General features: G+C 73.5%; 14 protein-coding genes. 9 read left to right on the top strand and 5 right to left on the bottom strand.

The window, feature by feature from the left end; all coding sequences use genetic code 11:
• Window position 1: 1 nt before the first annotated feature.
• The 3 genes from M8H82_RS24740 to M8H82_RS24730 form a co-directional block, all read right to left on the bottom strand.
• On the bottom strand, window positions 2-421 hold the full coding sequence (locus tag M8H82_RS24740; RefSeq protein WP_250077209.1) for a CBS domain-containing protein: 420 nt from the start codon (window positions 419-421) through the stop codon (window positions 2-4).
• A gap of 15 nt (window positions 422-436) precedes the next feature.
• The gene (locus tag M8H82_RS24735; RefSeq protein WP_250077208.1) at window positions 437-811 is read right to left on the bottom strand and encodes a DUF2795 domain-containing protein; all 375 of its coding nucleotides are present in this window, start codon (window positions 809-811) and stop codon (window positions 437-439) included.
• A gap of 236 nt (window positions 812-1,047) precedes the next feature.
• Window positions 1,048-2,841, bottom strand: a complete 1,794-nt coding sequence (locus tag M8H82_RS24730) for a thiamine pyrophosphate-requiring protein (RefSeq protein ID WP_250077207.1) — start codon at window positions 2,839-2,841, stop codon at window positions 1,048-1,050.
• Window positions 2,842-3,085: 244 nt separating this feature from the next.
• Between M8H82_RS24730 and M8H82_RS24725 the strand changes: the two genes are divergently transcribed.
• The 4 genes from M8H82_RS24725 to M8H82_RS24710 all read left to right on the top strand — a co-directional run bounded on the left by M8H82_RS24725 (window position 3,086) and on the right by M8H82_RS24710 (window position 7,268).
• A complete protein-coding gene (locus M8H82_RS24725; protein WP_250077206.1) occupies window positions 3,086-3,877 on the top strand; it encodes an RNA polymerase sigma factor SigF in 792 nt (263 codons plus the stop codon).
• A 277-nt stretch (window positions 3,878-4,154) separates the two neighbouring features.
• The gene (locus tag M8H82_RS24720; protein WP_250077205.1) at window positions 4,155-4,841 is read left to right on the top strand and encodes a hypothetical protein; all 687 of its coding nucleotides are present in this window, start codon (window positions 4,155-4,157) and stop codon (window positions 4,839-4,841) included.
• A gap of 34 nt (window positions 4,842-4,875) precedes the next feature.
• The gene (locus M8H82_RS24715) at window positions 4,876-6,123 is read left to right on the top strand and encodes an aminotransferase class I/II-fold pyridoxal phosphate-dependent enzyme (protein WP_250077204.1); all 1,248 of its coding nucleotides are present in this window, start codon (window positions 4,876-4,878) and stop codon (window positions 6,121-6,123) included.
• Entirely contained in the window at window positions 6,120-7,268 is a 1,149-nt protein-coding gene (locus M8H82_RS24710; protein WP_250077203.1) for an MBL fold metallo-hydrolase, read from the top strand. The genes M8H82_RS24715 and M8H82_RS24710 overlap by 4 nt, the downstream gene beginning before the upstream one ends.
• A 14-nt stretch (window positions 7,269-7,282) precedes the next feature.
• Here M8H82_RS24710 and M8H82_RS24705 read toward each other — a convergent pair whose 3' ends face one another.
• Together M8H82_RS24705 and M8H82_RS24700 are read right to left on the bottom strand one after the other, a co-directional pair.
• Window positions 7,283-7,900, bottom strand: a complete 618-nt coding sequence (locus M8H82_RS24705) for a VTT domain-containing protein (protein ID WP_250077202.1) — start codon at window positions 7,898-7,900, stop codon at window positions 7,283-7,285.
• Window positions 7,897-8,670: an MBL fold metallo-hydrolase gene (locus M8H82_RS24700; RefSeq protein WP_250077201.1), complete on the bottom strand. Its 774-nt coding sequence runs from the start codon at window positions 8,668-8,670 to the stop codon at window positions 7,897-7,899. The genes M8H82_RS24705 and M8H82_RS24700 overlap by 4 nt, the downstream gene beginning before the upstream one ends.
• An 84-nt stretch (window positions 8,671-8,754) precedes the next feature.
• Here M8H82_RS24700 and M8H82_RS24695 point away from each other — a divergent pair, with 84 nt between their 5' ends.
• The 5 genes from M8H82_RS24695 (at window position 8,755) to M8H82_RS24675 (ending at window position 14,765) form a co-directional block, all read left to right on the top strand.
• Window positions 8,755-9,156 (top strand): hypothetical protein, encoded by a 402-nt coding sequence (locus tag M8H82_RS24695; RefSeq protein WP_250077200.1) that lies wholly within the window; start codon window positions 8,755-8,757, stop codon window positions 9,154-9,156.
• Window positions 9,157-9,242: 86 nt separating this feature from the next.
• The gene (locus M8H82_RS24690) at window positions 9,243-11,309 is read left to right on the top strand and encodes a phage holin family protein (RefSeq protein ID WP_374211695.1); all 2,067 of its coding nucleotides are present in this window, start codon (window positions 9,243-9,245) and stop codon (window positions 11,307-11,309) included.
• A 78-nt stretch (window positions 11,310-11,387) separates the two neighbouring features.
• Entirely contained in the window at window positions 11,388-12,449 is a 1,062-nt protein-coding gene (locus M8H82_RS24685) for an ATP-binding protein (RefSeq protein ID WP_250077198.1), read from the top strand.
• A 53-nt stretch (window positions 12,450-12,502) separates the two neighbouring features.
• Entirely contained in the window at window positions 12,503-14,272 is a 1,770-nt protein-coding gene (locus tag M8H82_RS24680; RefSeq protein WP_250077279.1) for a hypothetical protein, read from the top strand.
• A 64-nt stretch (window positions 14,273-14,336) separates the two neighbouring features.
• A complete protein-coding gene (locus tag M8H82_RS24675) occupies window positions 14,337-14,765 on the top strand; it encodes an OsmC family protein (protein WP_250077197.1) in 429 nt (142 codons plus the stop codon).
• Window positions 14,766-14,806 lie beyond the last annotated feature (41 nt).

Here is a 14,806-nt window from a genome sequence, read left to right as displayed (position 1 = left end):
CTCACTCGTCCGGCGCGGCGCGGCTGATGTGGGCCAGCGCCGAGTCCGGGTCCTGGGCCTCGGCCAGGTCGCCGAGGCTCACCATGCCGACCGGCAGGCCGTCCTCGACGACCGGCAGCCGGCGCACGGCGTGCTGCCGCATCAGGGCGACCGCGGCCGTCACCGGGTCCTGCGGGGCGACCACCAGCGGATCCGGCGTGCACACCGACCGGACGCTCGCCGTCAGAGGGTCCACGCCCTCGGCGACCGCCCGGACCGTGATGTCACGGTCGGTGAGCATGCCGACGACCCGCTGGCCGTCGGCCACCAGCACATCACCGATGTCCTGGGCGCGCATCAGCTGCGCCGCCTCGACCAGCGAGGCGTCCGGGCGGACCGCGACCACTCCCGCGGTCATCACGTCCCTGACGAAATCGGCCATCTCGTTCCTCTCCGGCTAGCGTCGGGTGAGGGCTTCGGCGAGCTCCTGGACGGTGGTGTAGCGCTCCGAGCGGGGCAGCCGCTCCACCGGCTCCACCAGGGCATCGGGCGCGTAGGCGCGGCGCAGGGTGCCGGCCAGCTCGCGCGGGCTCGCCGGGAACAGGCTGCGACTGAGGTACCGGGCCAGCTCCTGGCGCACCGCCGCCAGTGAGGCCGTACCCCCGCCGGGTGCCACCGGGCCACCCGCCACCTGCGGGTCGTCGTCGGCGCTCGGCTCGGGGTCGTGCCACTCCTCGACCCGGGTCGGATGACCGGACCTGAGCAGGCCCTGGAGCTCGTGCTTCATCTCGTCGTCACGGTGAACGTTCAGCCGGGCGCTGCCTCGCTGCATGAGTCCCTCCAGATCTTCGGGTCCGCACCGCGTACCCGAAGACCCACGGCCGACACGGACCGGCCGGGTTTGCCCGGTGCACGGCGGGAGACCCGGCCTGCGCCCCCCGCGCTTCTTCTCCGGGGAAGGACAGGCCATGGTGGTGTTCGCAGTGATCATTCCGCTGCTCATGCTCGGTGTCGTGCTGGCGCTGGGCCGCTACGAGGAGCTCCTGCTCTCCCGGGAGCCGGGCGAGGCTACTTCTTCGCCCGTCCCGGCAGGAACTCCTGCATCTTTGCCTTGAACCCCTGCTTGACCATGGAGCCGCGGTCCGCGTCGCCCTTGAGGATCGATGCGGCCGTGGCCTCCATCTCGTCCCAGGTGGCGTGCGGCGGGATCGGCGGGACCGCGGGGTCGGTGAGGAACTCGATCACGGCCGGACCGTCCGCCTCCAGACCGGCCCGCCAGGCGGCCTCCACGTCCTCCGGCTTCTCCACCCGGATCCCGGTCAGGCCCAGCGAACGGGCGAAGGAGGCGTACTGCACGTCCGGGAGCGCCTGCGAGGGCAGGAAGGACGGGGCGCCCCCCATGGCCCGCATCTCCCAGGTGACCTGGTTGAGGTCCTGGTTGTTCCAGATGCCGATCACCAGCCGCGGGTCCTCCCACTGATCGCGGTACTTCGCCGCCGTGATCAGCTCCGCCATCCCGTTCATCTGCATCGCCCCGTCCCCGACCAGCGCGATCGCGGGCCGGTCCGGATGCGCGAACTTCGCGCCGATGGCGTACGGCACCGCACTGCCCATCGTGGCGAGCGTGCCGGACAGCGAGCCGCGCATGCCGGGCCGCATCGTCAGATGCCGGGCGTACCAGTTCGCCATCGAGCCCGAGTCGGAGGTGACGATGGCGTCGGCCGGCAGCAGCGGGTCCAGGACATGGGCGACGTATTCCGGGTTGATCGGGTCCGCCGACACCTTCGCCCGCCGCTCCAGCACGTCCCGCCAGTGCGTCACGTTGTCGCACACGGTGTCGAACCACTCGCGCCCGCGTGCCGGATCGATCATCGGGATCAGGCGCTCCAGGGTGGCCCGGGCGTCGCCGACGAGATTCACCTCGTACGGATACCGCATCCCGACCATGTGCGGCTCGAGGTCGATCTGCACGCCCCGCGCCTCGCCGAAGTCCGGCAGGTACTGGGAGTACGGGAAGGAGGACCCGATGGTCAGCAGCGTGTCGCAGTCCCGCATCAGCTCGTACGACGGCCGGGTCCCCAGCAGGCCGATGGAGCCCGTGACGTACGGGAGTTCATCGCTCAGCACGTCCTTGCCGAGCAGCGCCTTGGCGACCCCCGCGCCGAGCACCTCGGCCATCCGCTCCACCTCGGCCCGCGCCCCGGCGGCGCCCTGGCCGACCAGGATCGCCACCTTGTCGCCGGTGTTGAGGATCTCGGCGGCCCGTTCGAGCGACTCCTGGGAAGGGATCGCAGTCCAGGAGCTGCGGTCCAGGCTGGAGGGCACCATCTTGAAGTCGTGCGTGGGCGGCGAGTAGTCCAGCTCCTGGACGTCACCGGGGATGATGACCGCCGTCGGGCAGCGCCGGGCGTAGGCGGTGCGGATCGCCCGGTCCAGCACGTTCGGCAGCTGCTCGGGGACCGTCACCGTCTCCACGAAGTCCGAGGCCACGTCCTTGAACAGGGTGTGCAGATCGACTTCCTGCTGGTACGAGCCGCCCATCGCCGTGCGATGCGTCTGACCGACGATGGCCAGCACCGGGACATGGTCCAGCTTGGCGTCGTACAGGCCGTTCAGGACGTGGATCGCGCCCGGGCCCGAGGTCGCCACGCACACGCCGAGACGGCCGCTGAACTTCGCGTAGCCGACGGCCTGCAGCGCCGACATCTCCTCGTGCCGGGACTGGATGAAGCGTGGCTGGTTCTCCGCCCGCCCCCAGGCCGCGAGCAGGCCGTTGATGCCGTCACCGGGATAGCCGAAGACATGCTCGACCCCCCACTCGCGCAGCCGCTGCAGGACGTGGTCGGAGACCTTGGTGCTCATACGGGGACCTCCCGGACGGGATGGATGGGCAGCAGCTGTACGAGTCACCCCGGGGCGTCCGCCGAAAACCTGAGCCGGTGTTTGGGGGACAGGGGCAGGGGCAGGCGCACCCTCAGTGCTTCGGACAGGAGGCACGTCCGTGGGAGCGGCGGATCGTCGACACGGCTGCGTACCGTCCGGTTCTGCTGTGCGCTCCCACGCTGACCGTCCAACCCACAGCACAGACGAGGGAGTTGCGACGCATATGCCCACACGAGTGAGCGCGAAGCACCACCCGCACGACGACGCCCCCGACACCGCGGAGGCGTTCCGCAAGCTGAGCAGCTTGCCGGCGGGTCCGGAGCGCGACGCGCTCCGCGGGCGGATCGTCGAGGCCTGGCTGCCGATGGCGGACCGGCTCGCGGGCCGCTTCCGCAGCCGTGGCGAGAGCTACGAGGACCTCCGCCAGGTCGCGGCCCTCGGTCTGGTCAAGGCGGTCGACCGGTACGACCCCGAGCGCGGCAACGCGTTCGAGAGCTACGCCGTGCCCACCATCACCGGCGAGATCAAGCGGCACTTCCGGGACCACATGTGGACGCTGCACGTGCCGCGCCGGGTGCAGGACCTGCGCAATCGGGTGCGCTTCGCCGTGCAGGACCTGCAGACCGTCTCCGGGCGCAACCCCTCGGTGGCGGAGATCGCGGAACACGCGGACATGACCGAGGACGACGTCCGGGCCGGTCTCGAGGCACTGGAGAGCTTCACGGCGCTGTCGCTGGACGCGGAGCTGCCCGGCAGTGAGGACGGGTACTCGCTGAGCGACGCGCTCGGGTCCGCGGATCCCGCCCTGGACACGGTGGTGGACCGGGAGGCCGTGAAGCCGCGGCTGGCCGCACTGCCGGAGCGGGAGCGGGCGATCCTGTACATGCGGTTCTTCGGGGACATGACGCAGAGCCGGATCGCCGAGGAACTGGGGATCTCGCAGATGCACGTGTCCCGGCTGATCAGCCGGTGCTGCGGACGGATGCGGGAGCAGATCCTCCGGGACCCGGCCTAGATCTTCCGGCGGGAACCCCCGCGGTCCTTCGGCGGGTGAAGCACATCCCTCGGGCGGGAACCTCCGCGGTCTTTCGGCGGGTGAAGCACTTCCCTCGGGCGGGAACCTCCGCGGTCCTTCGGCGGATGAAGCACTTCCTTCGGGGTTTTCACCCGGACGGCCGCCCCGCGTCCCGCTAATGGTGTCCGCCGCGCGCGGCCGGGCCCCGGGCGGGCTGTGATGGCTGCGGAACACGTGTCTGCGTGTCCCGCAGCCGTCCGCCCGAGGAGCCCGCACCATGCGCCGCACCGTCCGTGTCCTGTCCGCCCTTGCCCTGGGGGGTGTCCTCCTGGGCTTCGCCGCCTCCTCGGCCTTCGCGGAACCGGCCGCGGAGGTCAGCCCGGGCAGCACGCATCCCGGCGGGACCCTCACCGTCTCGGTCACCTGCGACCCCACCGGCGGGCCAGCGCCCGCCACCCTCGACGCCACCTCGCTGGCCTTCGAGGAGGAGACCGTCGCCCTGCACAAGGTCGCCGGTGACGACGGGGCCGCCGCCGGGCCCTCCTACCGCGGCACCGCCCTGATCGCCTCCGCAGCGGAGCTCGAGGGCGGCGTCGAACCCCTGGGGCCCGACACCGCCTGGACCGTCGAGGGAACCTGCCCCGCCGCCCCCGGCGGCCAGGGCAAGCAGTGGAGCGCGACCTTCACCGTCGCCAAGGGCGGTCCCACCGCCCCGCGGCCGTGCGCCACCGAGCCGCATACCCCGTCCTGCCCGCCGGCGGTCGTCAGCCCCCGCCCGTGCGCGACCGGGGAACACCACGAGACCTGTCCGCCCGCCGTGGTCCAGCGCGGTGTGCGGGCCGGCGAGGGGGGCACGTTCACCGACTCCGTCCCCGCCCTGGTGACCGGCGGGGTGCTGATCGCGGGAGCACTGGGCGGTGCCGTGTACCGGCTGCGCCGCACGGGAAGAGGTGCCGACAGCTGATCTCGTACCGTGTACGTACCAGGAGGGAGTCAGGGTGGCGCGGAGGATTCCCGAGAGCCACGGCCCCGTCCGGTACGGGCCCCCGCTGCCCGGGGACGGGCTGCCCGTGCTGCCCGAGCTGTCCGCCCGGCTCGCCGCTGCCGCCGCCCGCCCCGAGAGCGAACCCGTCGGAGGCGGCGGCGCCCTGCTCGACGCCGCCTGCGGCCACTGGGACCGGCGCGGCCTGTCCGCCGTGCCCGACCGGGTGGTCGCCGCCCCCGGCGCGCCCGCCCTGCTGCTCGCGCTGACCGCCGCCCTCGGCGGTGACGTCCTGGTGCCCCGGCCCTGCGCCACCTGGTGGGGACCGTACGCCCGCCTGCTGGGACGCCCCGTCTTCCATGTCGCCACCCCCGCCGAGTGCGGCGGGGTGCCCGACCCGTTCGCCCTCCTGGAGACCGTGCGCCGGGTCCGCGCCGAGGGCGGCGACCCCCGGCTGCTGGTGCTCTCCGTCGCCGACGACCCCACCGCCACCGTGGCGCCGCCCGAGGTGCTGCACGAGACCGTCGAGGCCGCCGCGGCCGAGGGTCTGCACCTGGTCAGCGACGAGACCTGGCGCGACACCCGGCACGCCCCCTACGACTCCGTGCTGCTCAGCCCCGCCGAGATGCTGCCGGAGCGGGTCACCGTCGTCACCGACCTGGCCGGAGCCCTGCTGCCGCCCGGCTGGCCGGCCGCGATCGCCCGGTTCCCCGCGGGCGAGGTCGGCGCGGATCTGCACGCGCGCGTGCTCGACGTGCTCACCGCGCTCGGCGCCCGCGTCGCCGGCCCGGTCGCCGCCGCGGCCGCGTACGCGCTCACCGAACCCGAGCCGGTCCTCGCCCGCCTGGCGGCCTCCGTGGCCCTGCACACGCACCTGGCCGCCGCCCTGCACACGGCCGTCGTCGAGGCGGGAGCCCTCGCCCTTCCCCCGCAGGCCGGCCGCCATCTCTACGTCGACCTCGGCCCCCTGCGTCCCGCGCTGAGCGCCCAGGGCGTCGGGGACGCCCAGGACCTGGAGGACTTCCTGACCGCCCGGCTCGGCCTGCCCGCGCCGGGCGGTCACCGTTTCGGCGACGACCTCGGGGCGCCGCGCGTACGGCTGTCCACCGGGGACCTGCTGGGCGGCACGGACGAGGAACGCGCGGCCTGCCTCGGTTCGCCCGCGCCCTGGGAACTGCCCCATGTGCGACGTGCGTTGTCCCATGTGACATCGGTCTTCGACGATCTCCGCGACGACGCCCGGCGAGGGGAGCCCTCTCGATGACGCAGCAGTCCGAGACCACGCGGGAAAGAGAAGCCGAGCGGGAAAGAGAAGCCGAGCGGGGAAGGGGAGCCGAGCGGGAGAAGGCAACCGAACGGGAGAAGACTGCCGTGCGGGAAACGGCAGCCGTGCGGGAAGAGGCAGCCGGCCACCCCGCCTCCTCCCCGGCACCGCTTCCGCCGCTCGCCGAGCCCCGCCCGCTCGCCGAGCCCCGGGTGTGGCCGCGCACCTTCCACGACCGGCTGACCGCCCCCCTGCCCGGTCTGAAGGCCATGGCCCGGTTCGCCCGCGAGGGCGCCGTCCGCCCCGGCCGCGAGGGCCTCGCCGACGTCCCGCTGCTGCCCTTCGAACCCGGCCCGCTGCCGAGCGTCGACGCCCGCACGGTCGCCGTCTCCTGGGCGGGACACGCCAGTTGGGTGGTCATGATCGGCGGGCTCACCGTCCTCACCGACCCGGTCTGGTCCCGCCGCATCATCGGCACCCCCGCCCGGATCACCCCCGTCGGCATCGACTGGGCGGCCCTCCCGCGCGTGGACGCGGTCGTCATCAGCCACAATCACTACGACCACCTGGACGCCCCCACCCTGCGCCGGCTCCCGCGCGACACCCCGGTGTTCGCGCCGGCCGGCCTCGCCCGCTGGTTCCACCGCCGCCGCTTCACCGCCGTCACCGAGCTGGACTGGTGGGAGGCGGCCGAACTGGACGGCGTGCGCTTCGACTTCGTCCCGGCCCACCACTGGTCCAAGCGCAGCCTCACCGACACCTGCCGCAGTCTGTGGGGCGGCTGGGTCCTCACCGCCCCCGACGGCCGGCGCGTGTACTTCGCGGGCGACACGGGCTACGGCCACTGGTTCGCCCGCATCGGCCGCCGCCATCCCGGAATCGACCTCGCCCTGATGCCGATCGGCGCCTACGACCCCCGCTGGTGGCTCAGCGACGTCCACTGCGACCCGGAGGAAGCGGTGCGGGCCGTCCGGGACCTGGGGGCGCGCAGGATGGCCCCCATGCACTGGGGCACGTTCGTCCTGTCGGCGGAGCCCGTCCTGGAGCCGCTCACCAGGGTGCGGGCGGCGTGGGAGGCGGCGGGGCTGTCCCGGGAGGACCTGTGGGACCTGCCCGTCGGGGCGTCCCGGGTGCTGGAGGACTGATTAGGGGGGTGCGCTCACCCGGCGGCCCGGATCCGCCGCCAGACACTGGGCGCCGCACCGACGGCCAGCGTCAGCGCCACCGCCGCCACGACCCCCTCCCAGGGCTCCGGGAACAGCGACCCGCCGAGGATCCCGATCAGCTGATACGTCAGCGCCCATGCCAGGCACGCCGGGAAGTTGCCCCGGGCGAACCTGCGCATCGGCCACTTCGCGAGCAGACAGGCGAGCATCACCGGAAGCCGCCCCGCCGGCACCAGCCGGGACAGCACCAGCACCGCCACCCCGTGCTCGGCCAGCTTCGTCTGCGCCTGCTCCAGACGCTCCTCCGGCGCCCGCGACCGTATCGCCTCCAGCCACCGCGACCCGTTCTTCGACTTCATCCCCCGGCGCCCGAGCCAGTACAGCGTGGCATCTCCCGTGAACGCGGCGAGGGAGGCCGTGACGAACACCAAAGCCAGCGCGAGGGGCGCCGTCTGGTGAAACGCCACCACCGCGGCCGTACTCACCAGCACCCCCGTCGGCACGACCGGCACCAGCGCGCCGACCAGCACCAGGACGAACAGCGTCGGATAGCCGATCGCCTGATGCGCGGACTCGGCCGACACCGTCGACGCGGCGGCGAGCCAGGTCACGCGGTCACCCCCAGCCGTATGCTCTCGCCGTGCCCGAGCCGGTGCACGGCGACGCCCGGCGCGCGCTCGGCGGCGAGGCGCACGAACTCGTCGCCCGGCGCGTGGAACTCGTGGGGGCGTACGGCGTCCATCCCGATCGGCCAGTACGTGCCGTAGTGCACCGGCACGGCAGTGCGGGGCGCCAGCCGGGCCAGTGCCTCCGCCGCGCGCCCGGCGTCCAGATGGCCCTCGCCGAGAGACGGGCCCCAGCCGCCCACCGGCAGCAGCGCCGCGTCCACCGGCCCGACCTCCGCGGCCATCTCGTCGAACAGGCCGGTGTCCCCGGCGAAGTAGGTGCGCGCCTCGCCCTCGACGACGAAACCGAGAGCGGGGGAGTGGTGGCGTCCGACCGGCAGCCGGCGGCCGTCGTGGCGCGCGGGCACGGCGCGCACCCGCACCGCGCCCACCTGCGTCACATCCCCGGGCTCCACCTCGGTGACCCGCAGATGCGTGAGCCGGCGCAGCCCCGGCACCGACCGTGGTGCGCCGCGGGGCACGACCAGGCGCGTGCCCTCGGCGAGCCGCGCCAGGGAAGGAACATGCAGGTGGTCGGCGTGCAGATGGGAGACGAGCGCGACATCCGCACGCCAGGCGTCGGGCGCCGGGAGCGCGCCCCGGCGCCGGCGCAGATGCGCGAGCCGGCGTGCGAACAAAGGGTCGGTCAGGACGCGTACGTCCGAGTCGGCGACCGTGCAGGTGGCGTGACCCCACCAGGTGATCTCCACGGGCACCTCTTTGCTCCCTTCGCGCGACTCCCCGAAGCCTACGGGCAGGAGTAGTGTCGGCGCCTGAAACGCGGAGGTGAGGGGGACCCCATGGGACCGGTGCGGGTCACGGCGATCGCGAGTCTGACGCCGCTGGAGGAACTGGACGCCGACCCCTTTCTGGTGGACTCCCGCACCCAGCACGCCATCTGCGCGCGGTGGGCCGCGGAGCAGGGGTACACGGTGAGCCGGGAGCTGCTGGTCCGCAAGCTGCGGCCCGACCACCTGGCGCTGTGGGACGGGGTGCGGCCCGGCGTCGACCTGTTCGTGGTGCCGAGCCGCCGGGTGCTGGAGAGCGCGCTGTCCTCCGCCGAGGAGTTCACCGCGGAGTGCGCGCGGCGCGGCGTGCGGGTGGAGACCGTGGGCTGCGAGGAGCCCCGCTACGACTCCCGGATGAAGGCCCAGGTGCACCGTCGGCTGTCGCTGCCGACCGCGGGGTACGACGGCCGGTAGGAACGGCCCCCTGCTCCCGCGCGTCCATATGACAAGGTGGAGGCAGGCCCGCCGGTGTCGGGTCGGAACGGTGAGGTGTGCGGGGCGTGCTGGGGCGGCGTTGGCGGCGGGTCGCCAGTCAGATCGGGCGCAGCGTCACGGTGTGGGCGGTCTCGACGCTCACCCTGCTGGTGCTCGCCGGGATCCTCCCGGACTTCCAGCTCCAGTCCCCCGACGGCGACAGTTCGACCCGGATCGCCGTCACCGCCGCGTTCGGCGCCGGCGCCTTCGGTGTGCTGTCGGCCCTGGTCTGGCCGCTCCTGGTGCGGTTGCTGCTGCTGGTGCCCGCGCTCGTCCTCGGACTGCTGGTCTTCTTCCTCAACGGCGCCCTCCTGCTGGTCGCCCTGCGGCTGAACCCCGCCGACCGCGGCGGCGCCGCCTGGGAGACCGCCGTGGTGGTCGCCGCCGTGATGTCGGCGGTCGCCTCCGCCACCGGCGCCGCCCTCGCCGTACGGGACGACGACGCCTACCGCCGGCGGCTGTACCGGCTGGCCGACCGCCGGCGCGGCACCGGGCCGCCGTGTCCGTCGACTCCGGGCACCGTCTTCCTGCAGCTCGACGGGGTCGGTCACGACGTGCTGCGGGACGCCGTCCGCAAGGGGCTGATGCCGACCCTGGCCCGCTGGACCGGCGGGGAGCGCCCCACCCACCGGCTGACCCCCTGGCGCACCGACTGGTCCAGCCAGACCGGCGCCAGCCAGCTCGGCATCATGCACGGCAGCAACCACGACGTCCCGGCCTTCCGCTGGTACGAGAAGGACAGCGGGGAGGTGATGGTCTGCAACCGCCCGACCAGCGCCGCCGAACTCCAGCGCCGCGCCGTGCGGCACAGCGGCGACGGCGGACTGCTCACCGTCGACGGCGCCAGCCGCGGCAACCTGTTCAGCGGCGGCGCCGAGGAGCAGGCCCTGGTGCTGTCCATCGCGACGATGCGCCGCAGCCGCGAAACCCGCTCCCGTGCGGGCTACTTCGCCTACTTCTCCGACCCTGCCAACGCGGTGCGCACCGCCCTGTCGTTCGTCGCGGAGGTCGGCCGGGAGATCGGCCAGTCCACCCGGGCCCGGCTGCGCAAGACCCGCCCCCGGGTCTCCCGCGGCGGCCTCTACCCCTTCGTCCGGGCCTTCGCGACCGTCGTCGAACGGGACGTCGTCGTCGCCGCGGTGATGGGCGACATGCTCGCCGGGCGCACCGCCGTCTACGCCGACCTCGTCGCCTACGACGAGGTGGCCCACCACTCCGGACCGGCGAGCCGGGACGCCGAGAAGGTCCTCGAACACCTCGACCGGTCGCTGGAACTCATCGAGAACGTCGCCGAGCACGCCCCCCGGCCGTACCGGATCGTGGTGCTGTCGGACCACGGGCAGAGCCCCGGCGAGACCTTCCGCACCCGCTACGGCCTCACCCTCGGCGACCTGGTGCGGGCCGGCTGCGGGCTGCCCGTGCCGCGCAGGGCCCGCCGCACCCACAGCGGGGCCGAGGCGCGCACCGCTGTGCGCGCCGCGCTGCGCATCCCCGTGGAGGAGCGCGGCGAGCGGGACCGCCCGGCCCGCCGCTCGGAGCCGATCGTGCTGGCCTCCGGCAACCTCGGCCTGATCTCCTTCCCGGACGTCCCCCACCGGATGACCAAGGAGGAGATCGACGCCCGCCACCCCGCACTGCTGACCACGCTCGCCAACCACCCCGGCATCGGCTTCCTGCTGGTGCGCAGCGAACGGCACGGCGGGGTCGTGCTCGGCCCGTTCGGCACGGAGATCCCGCTGGACCGCCTCGACCACGACCCCGGCCCGCTCGCCCCCTTCGGGCCCGGCGCCGCGGACGCCGTGCGGCGCACCCACTCCTTCCCGCACACCGCCGACATCATGGTCAACTCCATGTACGACCCCGCCGACGGCGAAGTCCTCGCCTTCGAGGAGCAGATCGGCTCGCACGGCGGACTCGGCGGCGCCCAGGGCAAGGCCTTCCTGCTCTCGCCCCTCGTGCTGTCCGCGCCCGCCGAGGACGGGGCGGAGCTCGTCGGCGCCGAGAGCGTCCACCGGGTGCTGCGCCGCTGGCTGGACGAGGCGGGCGGGCCGCAGGTGCCCCTGGAGCGGCCCGCCGAGGAGCGGGCGGCCTGAAAACCGGGTGCGCCAAAAGGGTCGTACGCACACACTGTTCGCAGCCCATCGCTCGAACACCCCTGAGGAGCCCCTGCTTTGCAGGCTGCCGTCACCGTCACCCCCGCCCGCCTCCCGGAACTCCTCCTCGGCCTCGCCACCGTGCGGCCCGTGTTCCTCTGGGGCGCCCCCGGCATCGGGAAGTCCTCCCTGGTACGGGACTTCGCCGCATCGCTCGGGCTGGAGTGCGTCAGCCTGCTCGGCACCCAGCTCGCGCCCGAGGACCTGATCGGCGTGCCGCAGATCAGGGACGGGCGGTCGGTGTTCTGCCCGCCCGAGGCGATCGCCCGCGACGAGCCGTACTGCCTGTTCCTGGACGAGCTGAACGCGGCCGGACCGGATGTGCAGAAGGCGTTCTACTCGCTGATCCTGGACCGCCGGATCGGCAACTACGAGCTGCCCGCGGGGTCGATCGTCATCGGGGCCGGCAACCGCGCCACCGACAACGCGCTAGCCCGCCCGATCGCCTCCGCGCTGATCAACCGGCTCACCCATGTGCATCTGGCGGCCTCCCCGAAGGACTGGCTGGTCTGGGCCGGGGAGAACGGCGTGCACCCCTGGGTGGTGGACCACCTCACCGACCGGCCCGACCAGCTGTGGTCCAGGCCGCCCAAGACCGAGGAGCCGTTCTCCACGCCCCGGTCCTGGCACATGCTCTCCGACGCGCTGCACTCCTTCGGACGGGACCTGGACGAGGAGACCCTGAAGGTCCTCGCGCACGGCACGCTGACCCCCGCCCACGCGACCGCGTTCTGCGGCTACGTCAAGATCGTCCGCAGCCGGTTCGGCATCGAGGCGATCATCAAGGGCGAGGCGCGCTGGCCGAACCGCCCCGAGGACCGCGACCTGCTCTACTACCTCGCCGACTCCTTCCGCGGCCGGCTGGTCAAGGAACTGCCCGCCGGCAAGGAGCACATGTCGGCGAGCGGCCGCCAGACCGCCTACCGCGCCAAGTCGCTGCTCGTGCAGCTCGCGGAGATCTCCGTCGAGGTCGCCCAGACCGTCATCGCCTCCGACGCGGACGGCAACCCCGTGCTGCCCTCGTGGTTCCTGGTCGAGGCGGCCCGGGACATGCCGCGGCTGGTGGAGGCCCGCCGGTGAGCCGTCAGCGGCCGAAGAAGCGGGACCTGGCCGCGGAGGCGCTCGCCGAGGGGATGCGGCTGGTGAAGGCCAACCCGGCGCTGGCGGCCGTGGAGTTCGACCTGTGCCGCGAGGAGGACTGCGCGCTGGCCCCGCGCGAGGGACTGGTACGCGTCACCTCCTCCGCCACCCTCCACGTCCACCCCGACCTCCCCCACGCTCGAACAGACTCGCGCGGGGGGACCCCCATGGCCGCGCCTGCCGCCTGGGCCTGGGCCCTCGCCCACGCGATCCTCCACCTCGGCTTCGGTCATGCCCCGGCGGCCAAGGGCGTCCGCGAGCAGCCCGACGCCTGCGACCTCGCCGCCCGCTGTGTCGTCGTCAACCGCTTCCTGCTCGGCTTCACCATCGGCGAGACCCCCGAGGAACTGCCCGCCGCCTACCCCGACGGCGACGAGGAGCAGCTCGCCGCGCGCTGGCGCCGCACCGGCCTGCCGGCCGTGTACGAGCGCTGCGGCACCGCGGGCGGCGAGCCGGACCTGCGGCTGGTGGAGTGGCACGGCTGGTACGGGCAGCCGCCCGACCACCAGCTGGCCTTCGCGACCGCGCTGACCCGGACCGTGTCCGCGGCGATGGACATGGCGGGCGGCCGCCGCGAGACCCTGGACGGCGAACCGGCCCTGCAGCGCCCCTGGCAGCGCGCCCTGAGCTGGTTCATCGCCTCCTACCCGCTCCTCGCCGGGATCGCCTCGGGCATCAAGCTGGTCGCCGACGCCGACCTCGCTCGCGCCCACGGCATCTCCGTCGCGGCGGTGAACGCCGAGGCGGGCGAGATCTACGTCAACCCGCTCCGCTCCCTCGACGACGAGGAGTGGCGGTTCGTGCTCGCCCACGAGATGCTGCACGCCGCCCTGCGCCACGGCGACCGCTGCGGCGCCCGCGATCCCTACCTCTTCAACATCGCCTGCGACTACGTCATCAACGGCTGGCTGAAGGAGATGGACGTCGGCACCATGCCCGAGGGCCTGCTGTACGACGCCGGGCTCACGGGACTGTCCGCCGAGGAGGTCTACGACCGCATCGCCGGCGATCTGCGCCGGATGCGGCGCCTGGCCACCCTGCGCGGCAAGGGCGTCGGCGACATCCTCGGCGCGCCGCTGTGCCCGCCGGGCGACTTCGTCGACCTCGACGAGTTCTACCGGCGCGGCCTCCACCAGGGCCTGGACCTGCACCAGCGCCAGGAACGCGGCTTCCTGCCCGGTGGCCTGGTCGAGGAGATCCGCGCGCTCAGTCATCCGCCGCTGCCGTGGGACGCGCAACTGGCGCGATGGTTCGACGAGTTCGTGCCCCGCCCCGAACCGGTGCGGACGTACGCCCGCCCGGCGCGCCGCCAGGCCGCCACGCCCGGCATCCCGCGCGCGGGACGCCATTTCCCGCCCGAGGAGATCGCCCGCTGCACCTTCGGCGTGGTCCTGGACACCTCCGGTTCCATGAACCGGATCCTGCTCGGCAAGGCGCTCGGCGCCATCGCCTCCTACGCCGAGGCCCGGGACGTCCCGGCCGCGCGGGTGGTGTTCTGCGACACGGCCCCGCACGACGCGGGATATCTGCCGGTCACGGAGATCGCCGGGCGGGTCCGGGTGCACGGCCGGGGCGGCACGGTTCTGCAGCCGGGCGTCGACCTGCTGCACCGCGCCGACGACTTCCCGCCCGGCGCGCCGGTCCTGGTGATCACGGACGGCTGGTGCGACGTGCTCAGGGTCCGGCGCGAGCACGCCTATCTGATCCCGCAGGGCGCCCGGCTGCCGTTCTCCGCAGGCGGGCCGGTCTTCCGGGTGAGCTGAGCCGGAATGTGATCGGATAGTGCTCACGGACCCCGAACACGGGACCTCACCGAAGGGATTCATCGTGGCAACCACGCGCTCCGCACACACCGTGTGGGAAGGCAACCTGTTCCAGGGCAACGGCGTCGTGACCTTCGACTCCTCCGGCAGCATCGCCGCGCAGCCGGTGTCGTGGCCGGCGCGCACCGAGGAGGCGAACGGCAAGACCAGCCCCGAGGAGCTGATCGCGGCAGCGCACTCCAGCTGCTACTGCATGGCCTTCTCCAACGGCCTGGACAAGGCGGGCACTCCGCCCACCAAGCTCGTCACCTCCGCGGACGTGACCTTCCAGCCCGGCCAGGGCATCACCGGCATCCACCTCACCGTCGAGGGCACGGTGCCCGGCATCAGCGAGGAGGACTTCCTGGCCGCCGCCGAGGACGCCAAGGCCAACTGCCCGGTCAGCCAGGCCCTCAAGGCCGTCCCGATCACCCTGTCCGCGAAGCTCGCCTGAGCGTCGCGGAGCATGGTTCGCGCAGGCCGCCCGCCCGGTGG

This window comes from Streptomyces sp. YS415, assembly GCF_023544665.1.
Taxonomy (GTDB): domain Bacteria; phylum Actinomycetota; class Actinomycetes; order Streptomycetales; family Streptomycetaceae; genus Streptomyces.
Note: the sequence above shows the minus strand (reverse complement) of the source record. Positions and strands in the feature narration are given on the sequence as shown.

Excerpts from the sequence above, each read along its gene's own strand:
- M8H82_RS24680 (WP_250077279.1), top strand. The coding sequence starts at position 12,503 with ATGCGGCTGGTGAAGGCCAACCCGGCGCTGGCGGCCGTGGAGTTCGAC.
- M8H82_RS24695 (WP_250077200.1), top strand. The coding sequence starts at position 8,755 with ATGGGACCGGTGCGGGTCACGGCGATCGCGAGTCTGACGCCGCTGGAG.
- M8H82_RS24740 (WP_250077209.1), bottom strand. The coding sequence starts at position 421 with ATGGCCGATTTCGTCAGGGACGTGATGACCGCGGGAGTGGTCGCGGTC.
- M8H82_RS24730 (WP_250077207.1), bottom strand. The coding sequence starts at position 2,841 with ATGAGCACCAAGGTCTCCGACCACGTCCTGCAGCGGCTGCGCGAGTGG.
- M8H82_RS24720 (WP_250077205.1), top strand. The coding sequence starts at position 4,155 with ATGCGCCGCACCGTCCGTGTCCTGTCCGCCCTTGCCCTGGGGGGTGTC.
- M8H82_RS24725 (WP_250077206.1), top strand. The coding sequence starts at position 3,086 with ATGCCCACACGAGTGAGCGCGAAGCACCACCCGCACGACGACGCCCCC.
- M8H82_RS24735 (WP_250077208.1), bottom strand. The coding sequence starts at position 811 with ATGCAGCGAGGCAGCGCCCGGCTGAACGTTCACCGTGACGACGAGATG.
- M8H82_RS24710 (WP_250077203.1), top strand. The coding sequence starts at position 6,120 with ATGACGCAGCAGTCCGAGACCACGCGGGAAAGAGAAGCCGAGCGGGAA.